Genomic DNA, 19,825 nt, shown 5'->3' on the forward strand with positions numbered 1-19,825 from the left:
TTAAGGTGCCCAGCTTTGCGGGTTGACCGGGCGACCCATGTAGCGGATTTCAAAGTACAGCCCCGCCTCGCCGCTGTCCAGTGTGCCGGTGCTGCCGAGCTGCTCACCGGCCTTCACGCGTTCGCCGCTGCTGCGGCTCATGGCGGACAGCCCGGTGTAGACGGTGAGGTAGTTGCCGCCGTGGTCGACGATCACGGCGTTGCCGAAGCCGCGCAGCGAGTCGGCGTAGACGACCTGGCCGTCGGCGACGACGCGCACCGGCTGGCCCGGCGAGGCGCTGATGAACAGCCCCTTCCAGGTGGTGCCCTCGGCGCGCCGGGTGCCGAAGCGACCGGCGATGCTGCCGGAGACTGGCAGGCGCATGCGACCCTGCAGGCTCCTGAAGGCCTTGCCGGCGCTGCTGGTGTCGGCTATCGCTTCGACCGCGGGTTCCGGCTCCGGTTTCACCGGCTTGGCCGCTTCCTTGGGCGCTGGCTTGCCGTGGCGTCGTGCTTCGGCGGCGAGCTGGCGCTGCCGTTCGGCTGCCTTGCGGGCTTTTTCCTGCTGCGCCTGGCGGGCTTCGGCCAACTTGCGCGCCTGTTCGCGGCGGCGGCGCTCGATTTCGCGGTTGATCTGCTCGATCAGGCTGCTCAGGCGCTGCTGGTCTTCCTGCAGCTTCACCAGCTTGCCCTGGCGCTCGCGGATTTCGCTGGCCAGTGCCGCCAGCTTCTGCTGGTGCGCCTCGCGGTTTTGCTCGATGCGGCCCTTTTCCTGTGCTTTCTGGCTCGACAGGCTGTTGATGCGGGTCAGCTCCTGCTCCAGCTGGAACGACATCGCCTCCAGGTCGCCCTGCCGGGCGATCAGGTCGCCGACCAGCTGCTGCTGGGCGCGGGCGATATAGGTGTAGTAGGTGAGGTCGCGCGAGGTCTGGTTGGGGTCGCCGGCGTTGAGCATCAGGCGCATGGCGTCGTGGCGGCTGGCTTGGTACTGGCGGCTCAGCACGTGGGCCACCCGTTTGCGTACGCCTTTCAGCTGGTTCTGCGACGCTTCGATCTGGGCGCGCAGTTCGGCCAGTTGCTGTGCCGAGCTGCTTTGCTTCTGTTCCAGGGTGGCCAGCGACTTGCTGGTCTGCTGCAGCGCCTGCTCGCTGGCCTGGATGGCGCTCTGCGCCTCCTGCTTCACCGCCTGTTTCTGGGCGATGTCCTTCTTGAGGCTGTCGATTTCCTGGCGGACCTGCTGCAGGTCTTGCTGGTGCGGGGCGACGGACAGGGGCGCGGCGGCAGGGGCCGCCAGCGCGGCCCCTGCCAGCAGGGAGAGCAACAGGAACGGTTTCACTGGAAGTCGATCAGCGATTCGCCGCTCATTTCGGCGGGTTTGCCCAGGCCCATCATCGCCAGCAGCGACGGTGCGATGTCCTTCAGCGCGCCGCCGGCGCGGATGCGGGCGGGGCGGCCGATGTAGAGGAAGGGCACCGGGTTGGTGGTGTGCTGGGTATGCGGCTGGTCGTGCATGTTGTCGAACATGCTCTCGCAGTTGCCGTGGTCGGCGGTGATCAAGACTTCGCCGCCGGCCGTGCGCATCGCCTCGACGCAGCGCGCCATGCACACGTCCAGCGCCTCCACCGCCTTGACCGCGGCGGCGAAATTGCCGGTGTGGCCGACCATGTCGCAGTTGGCGTAGTTGCAGATGATGGCGTGGTACTGGCCGGAGCGGATCGCCTCGACGATCTTGTCGGTGACTTCCGGTGCGTTCATTTCCGGCTGCAGGTCGTAGGTGGCGACCTTGGGCGAGGGCACCAGGATGCGGTCTTCACCGGGGTAGACCTGTTCTTCGCCGCCGTTGAAGAAGTAGGTGACATGCGGGTACTTCTCGGTCTCGGCGATGCGCAGCTGCTTCAGACCGAGGCCGGCCAGGTACTCGCCCAGGCCGTTGCGAATCTTTTGCGGGGCGTAGGCGACCGGGTTGGCATAGGCCTCGCCGTAGGAGGTCAGCGTGGCGAAGTAGCCGAGCTTGGGCTGGCGCGCGGCAAAGCCGTCGAAGGACGGGTCGGTCAGCGCGGTGGTGAGCTGGCGGGCGCGGTCGGCACGGTAGTTCATGAACAGCACCACGTCGCCGTCCTGCATCACGGTTTTGTCGCCGATCGCGGTGGCGGCGACGAATTCGTCGTTCTCGCCACGGGCGTAGGCGGCGGCGAGCGCGGCGAGGCCGCTGTCGGCGTGGTGCAGGCCTTCACCGTCCACCAGCAGACGGTAGGCCGGCTCGACGCGCTCCCAGCGCTTGTCGCGGTCCATCGCCCAGTAGCGGCCAGTGACCGACACCAGGCGCGCGCCGGGGCATTCGGCCAGTACGGCGTCGAGGCGCTTGAGGTAGGTTTCGGCGCTCTTCGGCGGCGTGTCGCGGCCGTCGAGGAAGGCGTGCACGTAAATGTGCGCCACGCCGGCGGCGTGGGCGGCCCGGATCAGGGCGTGGATATGGTTTTCGTGGGCGTGCACGCCGCCGTCGGAGAGCAGGCCCAGCACGTGCAGCGCGCTGCCCTTGGCGTGGGCGAAGGCGTCGGTCAGGACCGGGTTGCTGTCAAAGCGGCCATCCTCGATGTCGCAGTCGATGCGGCTGATATCCTGCTGCACCACGCGTCCGGCACCGATGTTCAGGTGGCCGACTTCGGAGTTGCCGAACTGGCCGCCGGGCAGGCCGACGAAGCCTTCGGAGGCGTCGATGGTGCCATAGGCGTACTGCTGGCGCAGGGCGTCCCAGGTCGGGGTGTGGGCGTGCAGGATGGCGTTGTCGTCGCCGTCCAGGCGATGGCCGAAGCCGTCCATGATCAGGAGGAGTACCGGTTTGAGTGCGTTCATGTGGGCGCGCGATCCAGAATATTAGGGATTCTTGATGGGGTTTGAACAGCTTGGGTAGTATTGTAACGCAATCAGACTGATAACAGATTCACGGAGATCCCCTTGCTGTTCAACGACAACCAGATCGAACAGACCTCGCGCGCGATGAAGGCCATGTCGCATCCGCTGCGCCTCAAGATCATCGCCGTGCTGGGTGACGGCGAAATCAGCGTGCAGGACATTGTCGACCGGGTCGGCACCTCGCAGAGCAATATCTCGCAGCACCTGGCCATCATGCGTGACAAGGGGGTGCTGCGCACGCGCAAGGACGCCAACCGGGTGTACTACCGTGTCGGCGACCTGCGAACGCTGGAGGTGCTGAGCCGGATGCGCGAGGTGTTCGGCGGCTTCGGCGACTGAGGTCCGCAGCCAGCACCGCCGATTCTCCTGCCCCGGCGCCGGTCTCATCTCGAGCGTAGCGAGGCGCCCTTGCCGGGCAAGGGCGGACTGCGTGCCAATCCATCGCTGAGCAAATCAGCGATTTGAACGCAGAGATGGGCTCAGCGAAGGATCGGGAATAGATGGGCAGGCTGCGGAATCAACCCCTGGGGTGTAGAGGCCCGGCTCGGCCGGGGCCTGTAGCAACCTGTCAGAGTGCTTTAGTTTGCAGTCTGAGACCGTCAGCGACGGTCTTTTTTACGCCTGACGTACAGCGTCTTGTGTACCCGGGCCACGACCTCGCCGGCGTGATCGACGACGTCCACCGTCATTTCGGGCAGGTATTTCTCGCCGCCGGCGGTGTGATGGCGGATCTCGGCCAGTTGGGTTTCGTCCAGGCGGAAGCGCGCGTTGACCCGCCCGCGCCCCGGCTTGAGGTAGTCGATGCGGCCGGCACGGTCCCACACGTAGTAATCGCGCCCGAGGCAGTTCATCAGCATCAGCATGAAGAACGGGTCGGTCATGGCGTACAGGCTGCCGCCGAAGTGCACGCCGACGTAGTTGCGGTTGGTGAGCCCGAGGCGCAGGCTGACGTCGACTTCGCGCCAGTCGGTGGCGATGCGGCTGACGCGGATACCGGCGCCGAGAAACGGCGGCCACAGGTTGATGAGGGTCTTGACCAGGCGGGGGGAGGGGGTCATGTCGATCTCAAACGTTTGTTTGAACGACGGCATGCTCCTCTCCCCGTGGCCTCTCTGTCAAGTTCCGATCCTGTCCAGGCTTTGTCGCGCGCCGCCAGCGGCGGGGAGAGAGCCGTACGTGGCGTGTTTGCTCCCGGCGCCGGGGCATGCAGCAAGACCCGGCGCCGGTGCTCAGAACGGCAGTTCCGGCTGGGCGCCGGCGGGGTGGTCGATGATGGCTTCGGTGCGACCTTCGGCCAACTGCAGCGTCACGCGCTCGTGGTTGAGCAGCTCCAGCGGCGAGCGCACGGCGCGCCCGTCGGCCTTCTGCACGATGGCGTAGCCCCGCTCCAGCACCGCCTGCGGGTTCATCGCCTCCAGCGTGCCGGCCAGTCGCACCAGCGTCAGCCGATGCCTGCCCACCCAGCCGTCGCCGGCGCGGTGCAGCGCTTCGCTCAGGCGGTCGAGTTGCTGGACGTGCTGCGCCAGGTCCGGACGGTGACGTCGAAGCCGGCTCTCGGCCAACTGCAGGCGCCAGCGGCGTTGCTCGAGCAGTCCCTGCACGTGCCGCCGCAGCCGGTCTTCGGCCAACCTTAGCGATTCGCGCTGACGGCGCAGGTGCTCGCCGGGGTGCTTGAGCCGGCGCGACAGGAAGTCGAGCCGCTGCGCCTTGTCGGTGAGCAGCCGGCCGAGCGCCCGCGCCAGGTGGCGCCGCGCCAGTTCGACCTGGCCCTGCAGGTGTTCGCGGCTGGGCGAGACCAGCTCGGCGGCCGCGGTCGGGGTCGGCGCGCGGCGGTCGGCGACGAAGTCGCTGATGGTGAAGTCGGTTTCATGGCCGACGCCGCTGACCACCGGGATCGGGCAGGCGGCGATGGCACGCGCCACCCCTTCCTCGTTGAACGACCACAGGTCCTCGATGCTGCCGCCGCCGCGGCAGACGATCAGCACGTCCACCTCGCGCCGCTCGCCGGCCCGCTGGATCGCGGCGGCCAGTTGCTCGGCCGAGCCCTGGCCCTGCACCTGGGACGGGTAGAGGATGACTGGGATGCTCGGCATGCGCCGGCGCAGCGTGGTCACCACGTCGCGCAGCGCGGCCGCGGCCGGCGAGGTGACGATGCCGATGGCGGCCGGGTGCGCCGGGATCGGCCGCTTGCGGGCGGCGTCGAACAGGCCTTCCGCAGTCAGCTTCTGCTTCAGTTTCTCGTAGGCCTCAAACAGGCGGCCGAGGCCGGCCGAGCGCATGCTGTCGACGTTGATCTGGTATTCGCCGCGCGCCTCGTACAGCGTCACCAGGCCCTTGAGCTCGACCTGCATGCCCTCGCCGGGGCGGAAGCCGAGTCCGGCCAGCTTGTGGCGGAACATCACGCAGCGGATCTGCGCGCTGCCGTCTTTCAACAGAAAGTAGGCGTGACCCGAGGCGGCCAGCGTCAGGTTGGAAATCTCGCCGCCGATCCATAGCGCCGGCAGACCACTTTCCAGCAGGTCGCGCGCCATGCGGTTGAGTGCCGAGACGCTGATGACGTCGTTATGGGTTTGGTCGAAAATCATGGTTGTCAAGTCATCCACAGCAAAAAAAGTCCCGCGTCGCGGTGTCGGGCCCAGCGGGCAAGACGACGGGTCGTGCCGCATTGTGCGTAGTGCGTATTCAATGTAATCAACGGCTTAGTCGTTGTGCTCAATGTGTGGGCGAGAACGTGGGGAGCCTTGTCTGGCAATCCTTCCGGGTATTTTTCCCAGGCTTGTCCACAATTTTATCCACAGCTTTTGTGGATGATCCGGAATTCCCCTTATAAATTCATGGTTTAGCCATCTCTCTTGCAGCCGCATGGCAGCTGCCGCCGAGCGGTTGCCGAACCCCGGGCAAACCGGCTACAGTCTACCGTTTGTGATACGTCTTGGAGAATGCCTGTGGGGTCCATCATCGAAGCGGCAGGCTGGCCCATCTGGGCCATTATCGTCGCCTCCGTCATCTCGCTGACCATCATTTTCGAGCGTTTTTTCAGCTTGCGTCAGTCGCTGGTGGCGCCGCAGGGGCTGCTGGGGCAGACCTTGCAGGAATATCGCCGCGCCGGCGCAACGCAGGAACTGCTGCAGTTGCTGGGCCAGCATTCGCCGCTGGGGCGGCTGTTCGCCGCCGGGCTGCGCAACGCCGATGCCAGCCGCGAGGTCATGAAAGAGTCGATCGAGGACGAGGGCCGCTTGGTGGCGCACCAACTGGAACGTTACCTCACCACGCTCGGCACCATCGCCGCCATGGCGCCGCTGCTGGGGCTGCTGGGCACGGTGATCGGCATGATCGAGATCTTCGGTTCGCAGGCACCGTCCGGCACCAACCCTACCGAACTGGCGCACGGCATTTCCGTGGCGCTCTACAACACCGCGTTCGGCCTGATCGTGGCGATCCCCAGCATGATGTTCTACCGCCATTTCCGCGCCCAGGTCGACGCCCTGCTGGTCGACATGGAGTCGCAGGCGGTGAAGCTGGTGGAAGTGCTGCATGGCGAGCGCAAGAACGGCAACGGCAACCACTGAGGCGCGGCATGAACTTTCGACGTGGCCGGCACCGGGAAGAACCGGAAATCAACTTCATCCCTCTGATCGACCTGCTGCTGGTGATCCTGATCTTCCTGATGGTCACCACCACCTATTCGCGCTATTCCGAGCTGAAGATCAACCTGCCGGCGGCGCAGGGCGCGGCACAGGCGGAAAAGAGCAACGAGATCGACGTGGCGGTGTCGCCCGCCGGCGACATGATGGTGGGCGAGGTCAAGCTGCCGGCCGGCGATCGCGACGGTCTGGTGGCGCGCCTGAAGGACCTGGCCGCCGGCAAGCACGCCGTGGTGGTGGTGATCAACGCCGACGCCAAGGCCAGCCACCAGTCGGTGGTGGGGGTGATGGAGGCGGCGCGGCTGGCCGGGCTGACCCAACTGACCTTCGCTACGCAACTCCCTTCCGACGCTCGGCCGTGAAGGCGATCGAGCGCCACTGGTACCATCCCCGCGCCTGGCTGACCGTGCTGCTCGCCCCGCTGGAGGGGCTGTTCGCCGCCGTGTCGACGCTGCGTCGCACCCTCTACCGTCGCGGCGTGTTCCGCTGCGAGCGCCTGCCCGTCCCGGTCGTCGTGATCGGCAACATCAACGTCGGCGGGGTGGGCAAGACGCCACTGACGCTGGCGCTGATCGAGGCGTTCCGGGTGCGTGGCGTGGCGGTCGGGGTGATCAGCCGCGGCTATGGCGGCCAGCACGAGGCTCCAACCGAAGTCGGGCTCCACTCCACGGCGGCCGAGGTCGGCGATGAGCCGCTGCTGATGGCCGCCGGGGGCGCCCCGGTGGTGGTCGGGCGTGACCGCGTCGCGGCGGGGCGCCTGTTGCTCGACCGCCATCCCGAGGTGCAGCTGATTCTCAGCGACGACGGCCTGCAGCATTACCGGCTGGGGCGCGACCTGGAACTGGTGGTGCTGGATGGCGCACGCGGCATCGGCAACGGCCGCCTGCTGCCCAACGGGCCACTGCGCGAGGCGGCCGGGCGGCTGCGTTCGGTCGACGCGATCGTGCTCAACGGCGCGTTGGCTGGTGAGGCGCGCTGGCTGCCCGCCGCGGTGCCGCGCTTTGCCATGACGCTGGAGCCGGGCGCCTTCGTCTCGCTGGCCGAGCCGGGGCGGACGCGCCGTGCCGCCGATTTCGCCGGCGAACGGCTGGTGGCGCTCGCCGGCATCGGCCATCCCGAACGCTTTTTCCGCACCCTCGAACAACTGGGCCTCGATCCCGGCCGGCGGCTCGCTTTTCCCGACCACCACGCTTTCCAGCCGCAGGACATTCCGGCCGATGCCGATGCAGTACTGGTGACGGCCAAGGACGCCGTCAAGTTGCACTGCGTCAATCGTGCTAGACTATGGGTCCTGCCGGTCCGGGCGCGGCTCGCCCCGGACCTAGCCGACTGGATTCTTGCCCGATTGAAGATACGACATGGACGCTAAATTTCTCGACATTCTGGTGTGCCCGCTGTGCAAGGGCCCGCTGGTGTACCGCAAGGCCGAACAGGAGCTGGTGTGCAAGGGCGACCGGCTGGCGTTTCCCATCCGCGACGGCATCCCGATGATGCTGGAGAGCGAGGCGCGCGAGCTGCCGGCCGAGGAAGAGGTGGAATGAACCGCGGCTTCACCGTGGTGGTTCCGGCACGCATGGCGTCGAGCCGGCTGCCCGGCAAGCCGCTGGCCGACATCGCCGGCAAGCCGATGGTGGTGCGGGTGGCCGAGCAGGCTGCCAGGTCGGCCGCGCGCGCGGTGATCGTCGCCACCGATCATCCCGACATCGTCGCCGCCTGTGCCGAGCACGGTGTACGCGCGGTGATGACCCGGGCAGACCATGCCAGCGGCACCGACCGCCTGGCCGAGGTCGCCGCCACGCTCAGCCTGGCCGCCGACGAGATCATCGTCAACGTGCAGGGCGACGAACCGCTGATCGATCCGGCGCTGATCGACCGCCTGGCCGGCCTGATGGCCGAATCCGGCGTGCCGATGGCGACGCTGGCGCACCCCATCCACTGTGCTGCCGACGTGTTTAATCCCAGCGTCGTGAAAGTGGTGCTTGACCGGACCGGCCGTGCTCTTTATTTTAGTCGGGCACCCATCCCCTATGCCCGAGATGCGTTCGCTCAGGATGTGAACGTTTTGCCGCCCGAGCTACCGGTTCTGCGGCACATCGGCATGTACGCCTACCAGGCGGGTTTTCTCTCTACCTACACTTCGCTGACGCCCGCGCCGCTGGAAACGTTCGAGGCGCTGGAGCAGTTGCGCGTGCTGTGGCACGGCTACCCCATCATGGTGGCCACCGTCGCCGACGCGCCGCCAGCCGGAGTCGATACGCCAGATGATCTCGAGCGGGTGCGTGCTCTGTTCGCCGCCCGCTCGAAAAACGATTAGCACAAAAGACGAAACGCAAACTTTGACGGGAGAGTAATTCATGAGAATGATTCTGTTGGGCGCTCCGGGCGCCGGCAAGGGCACCCAGGCCAACTACATCAAGGAAAAGTTCGGCATTCCGCAAATCTCCACCGGCGACATGCTGCGCGCCGCGGTGAAGGCGGGTACCCCGCTGGGCCTGGAAGCCAAGAAGATCATGGACGAGGGCGGCCTCGTGCGTGACGACATCATCATCGGTCTCGTCAAGGAGCGCATCGCCGAAGCCGACTGCGCCAACGGTTTCCTGTTCGATGGTTTCCCGCGCACCATTCCGCAAGCCGAAGCGATGAAGGAAGCCGGCGTTGCCATCGACTACGTGGTGGAAATCGACGTGCCGGACGCGCTGATCGTCGACCGCATGTCCGGCCGCCGCGTGCACGTGGCTTCCGGCCGCACCTACCATGTCAAGTACAACCCGCCCAAGGCGGAAGGTCGTGACGACGTCACCGGCGAAGAGCTGATCCAGCGCGACGACGACAAGGAAGAAACCGTGCTCAAGCGTCTGGCGGTCTACCACGAGCAGACCGAAGTGCTGGTTGGCTACTACTCGCAACAGGCTGCTGCTGGCGACGCTACGGCGCCGAAATACGTCAAGATCGACGGCACCCAGGCGGTAGAAGCGGTACGCGACCAGGTGTTTGCCGCTTTGGGTTGATCGAGACGGCAAGACGATGAAAAAGGACGGTCAGGCCGTCCTTTTTTTGCGCCTGGGGGGCTGCGCAGGCCCTCCAGGCTACGCCCTGGCTCAGAAAGGCGCCTGGCAGGGGATGTCCAGGGTGAAGACCGAGCCCTGGCCCGGCTGGCTTGTCACCGTCAGGGTGCCGCCCAGCGGCTGGCGTGCCTTGCTGTTGGCGAGGTAGAGCCCGAGCCCGCGGTGTTCCTGTCCGCCGCGGGTGGTGAAAAACGGCTCGAACACCCGGTCCAGGTTTTCCGGAGCGATGCCGCAACCGCTGTCACTGATGCTGATGCGGACGTGCCGCTCGTCCCGCAAGGCGCTCTCCAGCCGTATCCGGCCACGTTGTCCCGCTTGGAAGGCGTGGAGCGTGGCATTCTCCAGCAACTGGCTCACCACCTGGAACAGTGCACCCGGATAGCTGTCCATCAGCACGTCGAGTTCCCCGTGCAGTTCGATGTCCAGGTTGGCGCTCTCGCGCTGTGGCTTCAGGTTGCGGACGATTTCTTCCAGGTAGGCCGTCAGCGGGAATTGGCGCCGCGTCTCGCCGGTCTGGTCCTGCGCGATCTGGCGGAAGCTGTGGACTAGGTCCGCCGCGCGTTCCGCACTGGAGAGCAGTAGCTGGCAGCTCTCTTCGGTATGCGCCAGATAGTCCAGGAATTCGCTCTTCTTGATGGTCCCGGCGTTAAGGCTCTCCGTCAGGTAATGGGTGGTGTTGGCGAGGCTGGAGGCGGTGCTCAGCGTGACCCCGATCGGGGTGTTGATTTCATGGGCGACGTCGGCCCCAAGCCGCCCCAGCGTGGCTAGGTTCTCGCTTTCCTCCAGGGTCTGTTGTGCCAGCTCGAGCTGCTGGAAGGCCTGTTGGGCACGCTGCTTCTCTTCCTGTGCTCGGGCATCGGCACGCTGCAGGGTGACGAGGTCGAGGCGCCGTTGCTCGCCGAGGCGCCGCGCGCTGTCGAGAAGGGGGGCGAACTCCTGGCTGATGGCGCCGGTGTTGTCGGCGGCGGGTTCTGGTGCGCTCTGGACTAGCGCCTTCTCCAGCTGTTGTTGCAGCTGGTCCAGAGATTGCCGCAGGTGGCGCTGCAGGGCGTAGCGCAGCAGAAGCCACAGCCCCCCGTCCAGCAGCAGCACCTGCAGCAGCAGGTCGAGACGGCGTTGCTGCTCCTTGAGCCGCAGTGATTCGCGGCTCAGGTAGACCGTGGCCTGGGCGAGCTGTTCCTGCTTCAGGTAGGTGATGGCAAAGCTGAGCCGGTCGTCCGCCGGCGGCTGGTCGGCCGGCGTCATGTCGCGCACGGCGCGCCCATCGCGGATACGGCCGAGATTGAGCCCGGCATCGCCCTGGATGCGGATGGCCTCCACCGCCGACCAGGCCAGCTCGGCGTCGAGCAGCTGCCGCAGGTAGGGTTCGTCGAGCTGCCAGACGCCATGCGGCAAGGTGAGCTCCAGGCGATGGGTCAGCGACTTTCTGAGCGCCATGTACTCGCTTTGATCCTGTCGCCGGCTGTAATCGTTGCAGACCACGCCCAGCCCTGTGAGCAGCAGGGTGGCGCCGCCGAGCAGCCAGATTGCCAGTTTTCCTGTGAACGTACGCATAGCCCCTTTCTGCACTAGCCGTGTCTTTTATCCTATATGTTGACCATGTAAAAGCAAAAAAACACAAATCGGGTAGGGTAAATACGATCGCTGCTGGTTCAGGCACCGTGTTGCGAGGGACTTGTCATGAGAACGAGAACATTTCTGGCCGGGCTGATGCTGCTGCTGTCAGGCGTTCCGGCCCGGGCCCTGGAATGGCAGGGGACGACGGCAGGGGCCACGGCCACGAGTGGCATCCTCGCTGCTACTGCCGGGAGGCTGCCGGGTTGCGGCGACGGGCCGGGTGATGTCGCCTGTCGCGAGCGCAGGCGGGACGCCGCACCGACAAGGCGCGTGGCGGTGTCCTCGAGCGCCCCGCCAGAGGCCCGGAGGACGGCACCGTATCGGGCGAGGGTGTTCAGCGCCCGCGGCCGCCGGATGGTCCCGCGCACGGTGCGGCTCGACGACGCAGTCTCCGGCATGGCCAGGGGTGAGGTGGCCGCTATGACCGGGACGGTGGCCATGGCGCAGCTGGGAAGGGAGTGACGGGAGGGGTGGGCCAGGCAGCCTGCCCGGTCCATTTCAGCTGGCGTGCGCCGCCGCGGCGTTTCTGGTCGGCAGCTTCTGCAGCAACAGGCCGGAGAGGATCAGGCCGAGTCCGATCAGGGTCGAGCCGAGGATGGGCTCGCCGATCACCAGCCAGATCAGCACCAGCGACAGCAGCGGCGACAGGAAGATCAGGTTGGCGATCTTGGCGGTGCTGCTGGTCAGTTTCATCGCCGTGAGCCACATGACGAAGGTGAAGCCCATCTCGAGCGCGCCGACGTAGGCGGCACCCGCGATCCCTTGCCAGGCCACCGGACGCAGTTCGCCGCTGAGCGCGCACCAGATCACGATGAGGGGCAAGGCCAGCAGGAAGTTGAGCGTGAGCCCCAACACCGGTTCACGCTGGTCGCGCGTGTTGAAGATCCAGTAGCCGGCCCACAGCAGCGTGGAGAGCAGGGCGTAGCCGACCCCGGCCAGACTGGAAAAATGCAGCGTCAGCAGCTCGCCGCGAGTGCCGATCACCAGCACGCCGAGATAGCAGATCAGCGCCGCCAGCGCATCGCGTCCTTTCAGCGGCTGTTTCAACAGCGGCACCGCCAGCAGCGTCATGGTCAGCGCCCAGGTGTAGTTGATCGCCTGGGCTTCCTGTGCCGGCAGCAGCGAGTAAGCCTGGAACAGGATCAGGTAGTAGAGGAAGGGGTTGATCGCGCCCAGGATCAGCGAGCGTCGCCAATGTTGGCCGAAGGCGGTTTTCAATTCGCCGAGGCGGCCCTGGCACAACAGGATGAGCAGCAGCGACAGCAGCGAGAACGCGGTGCTGTAGAGTACCAGCTGCGCCGGGCTGAGGTGCGCCAGGCTGATCTTGAAGGCGGTGGCCACGGTCGACCACGCCAGCACGGCGGACAGGCCGTAAGCGTAGGCTTGCTTTTGGCGACTCAAAGGGGACTCCTGGATGGGGTGGGGTTGCCCGATTGTAGCGGCTGACCTTAGGACTGGCCATCATTGGAGACTGGATACAATGACCGTCCGACTCAGCCGTGTACGCCTGTGCGCGCCTGGTTGATCATGCGCGACAGCAGCGGCACGGTGGCCGAGGCGCTCAGGCCGACCGGGCCTTGCTCGGCGCGGGTATAGGCATCGCCCGCCAGGCCGTGCAGGTGCACCCCCAGCGCGGCGGCGTCGAACGCGGCCAGTCCCTGCGCCAGCAAGGCGGCCACCAGCCCGCTCAGCACGTCGCCCTGGCCGGCCACCGCCAGCGCCGGGCCGCCGCTGGTGTTGAGCCGGTAATAGCCGTCGGGGCGCACGATCAGGCTGCCGGCCCCCTTGAGCACCACGACGCTGTCGAGGCGCTGCGCCAGCGCGCGGGCGGCAGCGAGCCGGTCGGCCTGCACCTCGGCCGTGCTGCACGCCAGCAGGCGCGCAGCCTCGGCCGGATGGGGGGTGAGGACGGTCTCCCCCTGGCGCCGGCTCAGCACCTGTTGCAGCGCACTGTCGCCGGCCAGCAGGTTGAGTGCATCGGCATCCAGCAGCAGCGGGACGTCGGTGTCGAGCAACCTGGCCAGCCACTGGCGGGCGTTGCTGCCTTGCCCCAGCCCGGGGCCGATGGCGACGGTGTCGGCACGGGGCAGCGTGGTGCTCGGCTCGAGCGCCTGGATCATCAGCTCGGGAGCCGCCGGATCGACGGCCAAGCGGTCATCCAGTGTCGCCAGATGCACCTTGCCGGCGCCGCCCGCGTAGGCGGCGCGTCCGGCGAGCAGGGCGGCGCCGAGCAAGCCATGTGCGCCGCCGATCACCAGCACGCAGCCGAAGCGTCCCTTGTGGCTGTTGTTGGCGCGTGCCGGCAGCAGGGCCAGCGGGCGGTTCAACTCGCCCTCTGCAGCGGGGCAGAGTTCGCTGGGGTAGTCCAGCGGCGCCAGCTCGACCTGCCCTGCCAGGTCGGCGCCAGCCGCCATGTAAAGCCCCGGCTTGTGGCTGAGGAAGGTGAGGGTGTGGCTGGCACGGATGGCAACGTTGGCGACGGTGCCGCGGTACGGGTCGAGGCCAGAAGGGGTGTCCAGCGCCAGGATCGGAATGGCCAATGCGTTGAGCTGGCGGATGGTGCCCAGCCACGGAGCGGCGAAGTCGCGCGCGAGGCCGATGCCGAACAGCCCGTCGATGATCAGGGCCGGTGGAGGGGTGTCTTCGGCCAACGTGGGGCGCGGCTGCAGGCCGGCCGCCAGCAGCGCCTGCAAGGCGGCTTGGGTGGCGGGGGAGGTCGGCGTTGCGGGCAGCAGCAGGTCGACGTGGTAGCCGCGCTGGTGCAGCAGCAGTGCAGCCTGCAGCGCGTCGCCACCGTTGTTGCCCGGGCCGGCGGCGACCAGCACGCGCGCCCCCGGGGGCTGGTGCCCCCCCACCCAGTCGGCGGTGGCGCGGGCGGCCTGCGCCATCAGGTCGAGACCGTGGTGGGCGGCGTCCTGTTCCAGCTGGCGCAGCGCGGCCAGACTCAGTATCGCGTCAGTTCGCATCGGCCGGCTCTCCGCCTTGTTCTCCCCAGCGCGGCAGCAGCGTGTGCGCGACGCCGAGTTGATCCAGTATCCGCGCCACGATGAAATCGACCATGTCATCCACGCTTTGCGGGTGGGTGTAGAAGCCGGGCGCCGGGGGCAGGATCACCGTGCCGAGCCGGGCCAGTTTCAGCATGTTTTCCAGGTGGATGACCGACAGCGGCGTTTCGCGCGGCACCAGGATCAGACGGCGGCCTTCCTTGATGGTGACGTCGGCGGCGCGCTCGATCAGGTTGTCCGACATGCCGTGGGCGATGGCGGCGAGCGTGCCCATCGAGCAGGGGCACACCACCATGGCATCGGCCGGGTTGGAGCCCGAGGCCACCGGCGCGAACCACTCCTCGCGGCCGAAGGCCTCGAGCTGGCCAGGGGCGGCGCCGCTGCGCCCGGCCAGCCAGTCGCGCAGTTCGGCCGGGCGCGACGGCAGGCTGAGCTGCATCTCCTGGCGCGCCACGACCTGGGCGGCCTGCGATGACAGCACCCAGACCCGCTTGCCGGCCTGGATCAGGCACTCGATCAGGCGCAGGCCGTAGGGCAGGCCGGAGGCGCCGGTCAGGGCGACGGTGACGGTGTGGACGGGGCGCATGAGGATCCTTCCAGAAGCTTGCCGGCGAAGATGCCGTTGACCAGCCCGCTGAGCAGGGCCGCCAGGGCGAACGCCGGGACGAAATACAGGATGTTGTCGGACGGGATCAGCCAGGCGCGCGCCAGCAGCAGCTGACCGCCGATATGGCAGAACGCTGCCACCAGGCTGGCGCTGACCGGGCCGAACCAGCGCTTCGGCCAGGCCCGTGTCAGACCGAGTCCGGCCAGGCTGGCGACGCCGCCGGCGAGGCCGAGAAAGAAGCCGGGGGTGAGCAGGCTGCCCAACAACAGGCCGGCACCGAGGATGCGCAGCAGGCTGACCCACACCGCGGCGCGCCAGCCGAGCGTCTCCAGCGCCAGCAGCGTGACGATGTTGGCCAGCCCCGGCTTGACGCCGGGCAGCGGCGAGGGGATGCCGGCATCTACCACGGCCAGCACGATGGCTAGCGCGGCGAGCCGCGCAATGCGGTGGTCGTGCGGCTGGGCGTAGAGCCAGCGGGTGTCAGAAGTTGAGGCTGTCATAAGGCTGATCGGGCCCGGTCAGTTCGATGCTGGTGGCGTTGGGCAGGCAGATCGCCACCTGTCCCGCTCGCGACAGCCAGCCCTGATGCACGCAGTACTGGCGCGGACTGGGGTCCTGCTTGATGCGCGCCTTGCCGCCCGCGATCTCGACCACGGTCACCCCCAGGGGGCCCTGCACCGGCACCAGCCGGTTGTGCAGCAGGCTCAGGCTGGCGACCCGTTGTCCTCCGGCGCGTATCGTCACGTTGCGCGCCTGTCCCTGCCCCCACAGCTGCCAGGCGAGCCAGCCGGTCAGCACGGCTCCGCCAAGCAGGACCAGCCAGTCGCCGGGCCGGATCAGACGGCTCATGCGTCCCGGGAGAGCTGGCGATGGCGCAGCAGGACCTGCTCGTTGGCAAAACTCCTGGCCAGCGCTTCTGCGATGAAGACCGAGCGGTGCTGCCCGCCGGTGCAGCCGATCGCCACCGTCAGGTAACTGCGGTTGTCCTGGCGAAACGCCGGCAGCCACTTGGCGACGAACTGGCGGATGTCGCCGAGCAGCTCGTCCACCATCGGGTATTGGGCGAAGTAGGCCGCGATCGGCGCGTCCTGCCCGGTGAGCGGACGCAAGGTGTTGTCGTAGTAGGGGTTGGGCAGGCAGCGCACGTCGAACACGAAATCGGCGTCGAGCGGTACGCCGTGCTTGAAACCGAACGACTCGAAGATGATGGTCAGACGGTTGTCGTCGGCCTCGACTAGGTCGTTGACCCAACTGCGCAAGGTGTTGGCCGACAGCTCGCTGGTGTCGAGACGCGCCCCCAGTTCGCGGATGCTCTCGAGCAGTTCCTGCTCCTTGCGGATGCACTCTTCCACGGTCAGGCCGGAGCCGGACAGCGGGTGGCGGCGGCGGGTTTCGGAGAAGCGCTTGACCAGGGTGTCGGTCTTGGATTCGAGAAACAAGAGGCGCACGTCGATGCCGCGTTCGCGCAGTTTCTGCATTTCCACCGGCAAGGCCCCGAGCGAGGGGCTTGAGCGGGTATCGACGCTGATGGCGATGCGCTCGTAGCCGTAGGTGGCGTAGATCGCGACCGCCTCGCGCAACATGGTGGCCGGGAGGTTGTCGACACAGTAGTAGCCGGCGTCTTCCAGGGCACGCAACGCCACCGATTTGCCCGAGCCGGACAGGCCGCTAATCAGTATCAGGCGCATGCTCTTGTTCCCTGAGGAAGTTGGTATGCCGTTCGATGAACTCGCGGGTGCTGTCGATACCGCGTAATTGAAGAATATAGTTTCGCACGGCGGCTTCAACCAGAACCGCCAGGTTGCGGCCGGCGGCGACCGGTAGCACCACCTTGCGCACCATCACGCCGATGATGTCCTGCGTCTCCGACTGGATGTTGAGGCGGTCGAGCGCCTGCATCGCCTGGTCGTTGGCCTTGACCAGGTGGATGATCAGCTTGAGCACCTTCTTCGGCCGCACCGCGGTCTCGCCGAAGATGGTGCGGATGTTCAGGATGCCCAGGCCGCGTACTTCGAGGAAGTCGCGCAACAGCGGCGGGCAGCGCCCTTCCAGGGTTTCCGGCCCGATGCGGTAGAGCTCCACGGCGTCGTCGGCCACCAGGCCGTGACCGCGCGAGATCAATTCCAGCGCCAGTTCGCTCTTGCCCATGGCCGAATCGCCCATGATCAGCACACCGATTTCCAGCACGTCGAGGAATACCCCGTGCAGCACGGTCGAGACCGCCAGCGCGCGCGCCAGATAGATGCGCAGCACATCCATCAGGTAGGGGCTCTCCAGCGGCGTGGTCATTAGCGGCACGTTGTGGGTGTGGCAGTAGTCGCGCAGCAGCTTGGGTACCGGCTGGCCGTTGGCCACCATCACCACCGACATGCTCTTGTGGAACAGCTGGTCGAGCGCGGTCTTGGCGGCCGACTGTTCCAGGCGGTCGAGGTACTCGACTTCGGCCAGGCCCAGCACCTGCACCCGGTTGGGGTGGATGAAGTTGAGGTGGCCCACCAGCGCCAGCAGCGGACGCTGCTCGTCGTTGCCGATCAGGTTGTCGGCTCCGCCGGTTCCGGCAACCCAGCTCAGGTTCAGTTTGTGCTGATTGTCGTGGTAGAGCTTGCGAACGCTTATGCTAGGCATTGGGAGACCATTCGGTCAGCAGGGTGTAGAGCTCGTCGGCATTCTGGGCAGCGAGCAGTTTCTCGCGCAGCGGCCGGCTGGAGAAAAGTTGGGCCAGTTCCGACAGCACCTGCAGGTGCAGGTCGGTGGCCTGTTCCGGCACCAGCAGCACGAACAGGATCTGTACCGGCTTGCCGTCCGGGGCGTCGAAGGGGATCGCCGATTTGAGGCGGATCAGTACGCCGGCCGCCTCTTTCAGACCACGGGCGCGGCCGTGCGGAATGGCCACACCTTGCCCGAGCCCGGTGGAGCCGAGCTTCTCGCGGGCGAACAGGCACTCGAACACTTCACTGCGCGCGATGCCGCGGGTGTTCTCGATCAGGAGGCCTACCTGCTCGAAGACGCGCTTCTTGCTGGCCACGTCGAGGTCGAGCAGGACGTTGTCCCGAGTTAGGATTTTGCCGATCAGGCTCATAGGGGTCTGTTGAGAGCTGCCAAAAACCCGACGATTCTAGTTGCTTTGGTGTGACAGAGAAAGGACTGTGCAAAGCAAAGCGGGAACCTGATGGTTCCCGCTTTATCAATCAAGGGCTTAGAGTGTGGCTTCTGGTGCCGGGGCCGGTGTCGGAATGGCCCGGTGTTCGCTCAGCTTTTCCTTGTGCTTGAGAACCTGTCGATCCAGCTTGTCCATCAGGAGGTCGATGGCGGCGTACATGTCCGACTCGGTGGCTTCGACGTGGATGTCTTTGCCGGAGAGATGGACGTTGACCTCGGCCTTCTGGACCAGCTTGTCCACGGACAGGGTCACCGCCACGTCGATCACGTGGTCGACATGACGGGTAATGCGTTCGAGCTTGCTTTCGATGTAATCACGCAGCGGTTGGGTAACGTCGAGGTGGAGACCGGTTACTTTGAGGTTCATACCTTACTCCTTCTTGTGTTGGCTGCCCGGCGGATGCTGCCGGGCATGCTGATGATTCAATCCAAGGTCAGAGGACCTTGCGCAGATTGACCGGTGGAATCTGCATGGCTTCACGATACTTCGCTACGGTGCGTCTTGCAACCTGTATGCCCTGTTTTGCGAGTTCGTCGGCCAAGGCGCTGTCGGAGAGGGGTTTGGCGCGGTTTTCGGCGTCGATCATCTGGCGGATGTGCGCCTTGATGGCGGTGGCCGAGCACTCGCCGCCGCTGTCCGTTTCCAGTGCGCTGCCGAAGAAATACTTCAGCTCGAACAGGCCGCGCGGGCACAGCAGGTATTTCTGCGTCGTCACACGGGAGACCGTGGATTCGTGTAGTTCCAGCTCATCCGCAATGTCGCGCAGGATGAGTGGACGCATGGCTACTTCACCGTGTTCAAAGAACGCTTGCTGTCTTTCGACTATAGATTCCGCCACTTTCAGGATGGTGTCAAATCGTTGCTGAATATTCTTCACCAGCCATTTCGCCTCCTGTAGACGCGAGCTCATTTCACCGCCGCCGCCGCGGTTTTCGCTGAGCATCTGGGCGTACATCTGGTTGACGCGCAGGCGCGGCACGGCGGCGTTGTTGAGCTCGGCGCGCCAGCGCCCCTTGACGCGGCGCACGGCGATATCCGGGATGATGTAGCGGGTGTCGTCGACGCCGAAACCGGAGGCCGGGCGCGGGTTGAGGCGGGCGATCAGGGACTGGGCCTGCTTCAGTTCGGCGTCGCTGACGTCGAAGAGACGCTTGAGCCGGGTGTAGTCGCGATTGCCGAGCAGGGTCAGGTGCTCGCGGACGATGGCATGCGCCAGGGCCTTACCCGGGGTGCTGTCGGGCAGCTGGGCCAGCTGCAGCGCCAGCGACTCGGACAGCGAGCGGGCGCCGACCCCCTGCGGTTCGAACTGCTGCAGCAGTTTCAAACCGAACGCCAGTTCGTCTTCCTCGATGCCCAGTTCCAGTGGCAGCGAGGCGGCCAGTTCCTGCAGGTCGATCGTGAGGTAGCCGTCTTCGTCCAGTTCCTCGATCAAGAGCTGCACGATGGCGCAGTCGCGCTCGGGCAGGGCGATTTCGCCCAGCTGCGCCAGCAGGTGTTCGCGCAGCGTGACCGGGCGCGGCACGTTGGCCATCGGGTCGTAATCGTCGCCGTCTTCACCGCGCCGGCTGCCGCTGCCCCAGTCGGTGAGTTCGCCGCTGCTGTCCTCGCGTTCCGGTTCCTGGCGCTCGGGCTCGGCCTCGCTGCCGGCGGCCTCGGCCGGGGCGCTGTCGGCGACGGGCTCGTCGCCCCGTTCCAGCAGCGGGTTGTCCTGCAGGAAGCGCTCGACTTCGGTTTGCAGGTCGACGGTGGACAGTTGCAGCAGCCGGATCGACTGCTGCAGTTGCGGGGTCAGCGTGAGCTGCTGCGAGACCTTGAGCTGTAGCGACTGCTTCATGG

Annotated in this window: 22 protein-coding genes; 7 read left to right on the top strand and 15 right to left on the bottom strand. The window is 66.5% G+C overall.

Going from position 1 to position 19,825, the window contains the following annotated elements:
• Positions 1 to 1,314, bottom strand: a complete 1,314-nt coding sequence (locus FURADRAFT_RS14355) for a murein hydrolase activator EnvC family protein (protein WP_008954891.1) — start codon at positions 1,312 to 1,314, stop codon at positions 1 to 3.
• The gene (gene gpmI / locus FURADRAFT_RS14360) at positions 1,311 to 2,831 is read right to left on the bottom strand and encodes a 2,3-bisphosphoglycerate-independent phosphoglycerate mutase (RefSeq protein WP_008954892.1); all 1,521 of its coding nucleotides are present in this window, start codon (positions 2,829 to 2,831) and stop codon (positions 1,311 to 1,313) included. The genes FURADRAFT_RS14355 and gpmI overlap by 4 nt, the downstream gene beginning before the upstream one ends.
• Positions 2,832 to 2,933: 102 nt before the next feature.
• Here gpmI and FURADRAFT_RS14365 point away from each other — a divergent pair, with 102 nt between their 5' ends.
• Positions 2,934 to 3,230 carry an ArsR/SmtB family transcription factor gene (locus FURADRAFT_RS14365; protein ID WP_008954893.1) on the top strand — a complete coding sequence of 99 codons (297 nt, stop codon included), beginning with the start codon at positions 2,934 to 2,936 and terminating at the stop codon, positions 3,228 to 3,230.
• Between the two features lie 260 nt (positions 3,231 to 3,490).
• Here FURADRAFT_RS14365 and FURADRAFT_RS14370 read toward each other — a convergent pair whose 3' ends face one another.
• A complete protein-coding gene (locus FURADRAFT_RS14370; protein ID WP_236261596.1) occupies positions 3,491 to 3,949 on the bottom strand; it encodes a DUF4442 domain-containing protein in 459 nt (152 codons plus the stop codon).
• A 171-nt stretch (positions 3,950 to 4,120) separates the two neighbouring features.
• Positions 4,121 to 5,476: an exodeoxyribonuclease VII large subunit gene (gene xseA / locus FURADRAFT_RS14375; RefSeq protein WP_008954895.1), complete on the bottom strand. Its 1,356-nt coding sequence runs from the start codon at positions 5,474 to 5,476 to the stop codon at positions 4,121 to 4,123.
• A gap of 354 nt (positions 5,477 to 5,830) precedes the next feature.
• Between xseA and FURADRAFT_RS14380 the strand changes: the two genes are divergently transcribed.
• Genes FURADRAFT_RS14380 through adk form a run of 6 tightly spaced genes read left to right on the top strand, consistent with a single transcriptional unit; the run spans position 5,831 to position 9,543 of the window.
• Positions 5,831 to 6,460 carry a MotA/TolQ/ExbB proton channel family protein gene (locus tag FURADRAFT_RS14380; RefSeq protein ID WP_008954896.1) on the top strand — a complete coding sequence of 210 codons (630 nt, stop codon included), beginning with the start codon at positions 5,831 to 5,833 and terminating at the stop codon, positions 6,458 to 6,460.
• An 8-nt stretch (positions 6,461 to 6,468) separates the two neighbouring features.
• On the top strand, positions 6,469 to 6,897 hold the full coding sequence (locus tag FURADRAFT_RS14385; protein ID WP_008954897.1) for an ExbD/TolR family protein: 429 nt from the start codon (positions 6,469 to 6,471) through the stop codon (positions 6,895 to 6,897).
• The gene (lpxK, locus tag FURADRAFT_RS14390) at positions 6,894 to 7,904 is read left to right on the top strand and encodes a tetraacyldisaccharide 4'-kinase (RefSeq protein ID WP_008954898.1); all 1,011 of its coding nucleotides are present in this window, start codon (positions 6,894 to 6,896) and stop codon (positions 7,902 to 7,904) included. Before FURADRAFT_RS14385 ends, lpxK begins: the two co-directional genes overlap by 4 nt.
• On the top strand, positions 7,894 to 8,076 hold the full coding sequence (locus FURADRAFT_RS14395; RefSeq protein WP_008954899.1) for a Trm112 family protein: 183 nt from the start codon (positions 7,894 to 7,896) through the stop codon (positions 8,074 to 8,076). Before lpxK ends, FURADRAFT_RS14395 begins: the two co-directional genes overlap by 11 nt.
• Entirely contained in the window at positions 8,073 to 8,849 is a 777-nt protein-coding gene (kdsB, locus tag FURADRAFT_RS14400) for a 3-deoxy-manno-octulosonate cytidylyltransferase (RefSeq protein WP_008954900.1), read from the top strand. The genes FURADRAFT_RS14395 and kdsB overlap by 4 nt, the downstream gene beginning before the upstream one ends.
• A 40-nt stretch (positions 8,850 to 8,889) precedes the next feature.
• Positions 8,890 to 9,543 (top strand): adenylate kinase, encoded by a 654-nt coding sequence (gene adk, locus FURADRAFT_RS14405; protein WP_008954901.1) that lies wholly within the window; start codon positions 8,890 to 8,892, stop codon positions 9,541 to 9,543.
• Between the two features lie 90 nt (positions 9,544 to 9,633).
• On the opposite strand, the gene FURADRAFT_RS14410 is transcribed toward adk, so the two are convergent.
• From FURADRAFT_RS14410 to FURADRAFT_RS14465, 11 genes are all read right to left on the bottom strand, one after another.
• Positions 9,634 to 11,154, bottom strand: coding sequence for a sensor histidine kinase (locus tag FURADRAFT_RS14410; protein ID WP_008954902.1), 1,521 nt, complete (start codon positions 11,152 to 11,154; stop codon positions 9,634 to 9,636).
• Positions 11,155 to 11,715: 561 nt separating this feature from the next.
• Positions 11,716 to 12,618: a DMT family transporter gene (locus FURADRAFT_RS14420; RefSeq protein WP_008954903.1), complete on the bottom strand. Its 903-nt coding sequence runs from the start codon at positions 12,616 to 12,618 to the stop codon at positions 11,716 to 11,718.
• Between the two features lie 92 nt (positions 12,619 to 12,710).
• Positions 12,711 to 14,183, bottom strand: coding sequence for a bifunctional ADP-dependent NAD(P)H-hydrate dehydratase/NAD(P)H-hydrate epimerase (locus FURADRAFT_RS14425; RefSeq protein ID WP_008954904.1), 1,473 nt, complete (start codon positions 14,181 to 14,183; stop codon positions 12,711 to 12,713).
• Positions 14,173 to 14,808, bottom strand: coding sequence for a flavin prenyltransferase UbiX (locus tag FURADRAFT_RS14430; protein WP_008954905.1), 636 nt, complete (start codon positions 14,806 to 14,808; stop codon positions 14,173 to 14,175). Before FURADRAFT_RS14430 ends, FURADRAFT_RS14425 begins: the two co-directional genes overlap by 11 nt.
• Positions 14,775 to 15,329 carry a Gx transporter family protein gene (locus FURADRAFT_RS14435; RefSeq protein WP_008954906.1) on the bottom strand — a complete coding sequence of 185 codons (555 nt, stop codon included), beginning with the start codon at positions 15,327 to 15,329 and terminating at the stop codon, positions 14,775 to 14,777. Before FURADRAFT_RS14435 ends, FURADRAFT_RS14430 begins: the two co-directional genes overlap by 34 nt.
• Positions 15,310 to 15,678 (bottom strand): NusG domain II-containing protein, encoded by a 369-nt coding sequence (locus tag FURADRAFT_RS14440; protein ID WP_008954907.1) that lies wholly within the window; start codon positions 15,676 to 15,678, stop codon positions 15,310 to 15,312. Before FURADRAFT_RS14440 ends, FURADRAFT_RS14435 begins: the two co-directional genes overlap by 20 nt.
• The gene (gene rapZ / locus FURADRAFT_RS14445; RefSeq protein ID WP_008954908.1) at positions 15,675 to 16,517 is read right to left on the bottom strand and encodes an RNase adapter RapZ; all 843 of its coding nucleotides are present in this window, start codon (positions 16,515 to 16,517) and stop codon (positions 15,675 to 15,677) included. The genes FURADRAFT_RS14440 and rapZ overlap by 4 nt, the downstream gene beginning before the upstream one ends.
• The gene (gene hprK / locus FURADRAFT_RS14450; RefSeq protein WP_008954909.1) at positions 16,498 to 17,454 is read right to left on the bottom strand and encodes an HPr(Ser) kinase/phosphatase; all 957 of its coding nucleotides are present in this window, start codon (positions 17,452 to 17,454) and stop codon (positions 16,498 to 16,500) included. The genes rapZ and hprK overlap by 20 nt, the downstream gene beginning before the upstream one ends.
• Positions 17,447 to 17,908 carry a PTS IIA-like nitrogen regulatory protein PtsN gene (gene ptsN / locus FURADRAFT_RS14455; protein WP_008954910.1) on the bottom strand — a complete coding sequence of 154 codons (462 nt, stop codon included), beginning with the start codon at positions 17,906 to 17,908 and terminating at the stop codon, positions 17,447 to 17,449. The genes hprK and ptsN overlap by 8 nt, the downstream gene beginning before the upstream one ends.
• A gap of 117 nt (positions 17,909 to 18,025) precedes the next feature.
• Positions 18,026 to 18,355: a ribosome hibernation-promoting factor, HPF/YfiA family gene (gene hpf / locus FURADRAFT_RS14460; protein WP_008954911.1), complete on the bottom strand. Its 330-nt coding sequence runs from the start codon at positions 18,353 to 18,355 to the stop codon at positions 18,026 to 18,028.
• 67 nt (positions 18,356 to 18,422) lie between these two features.
• Entirely contained in the window at positions 18,423 to 19,823 is a 1,401-nt protein-coding gene (locus tag FURADRAFT_RS14465) for an RNA polymerase factor sigma-54 (protein WP_008954912.1), read from the bottom strand.
• Positions 19,824 to 19,825 lie beyond the last annotated feature (2 nt).

The sequence above is a fragment of the Pseudogulbenkiania ferrooxidans 2002 genome (assembly GCF_000174355.1).
Lineage (GTDB): Bacteria > Pseudomonadota > Gammaproteobacteria > Burkholderiales > Chromobacteriaceae > Pseudogulbenkiania > Pseudogulbenkiania ferrooxidans.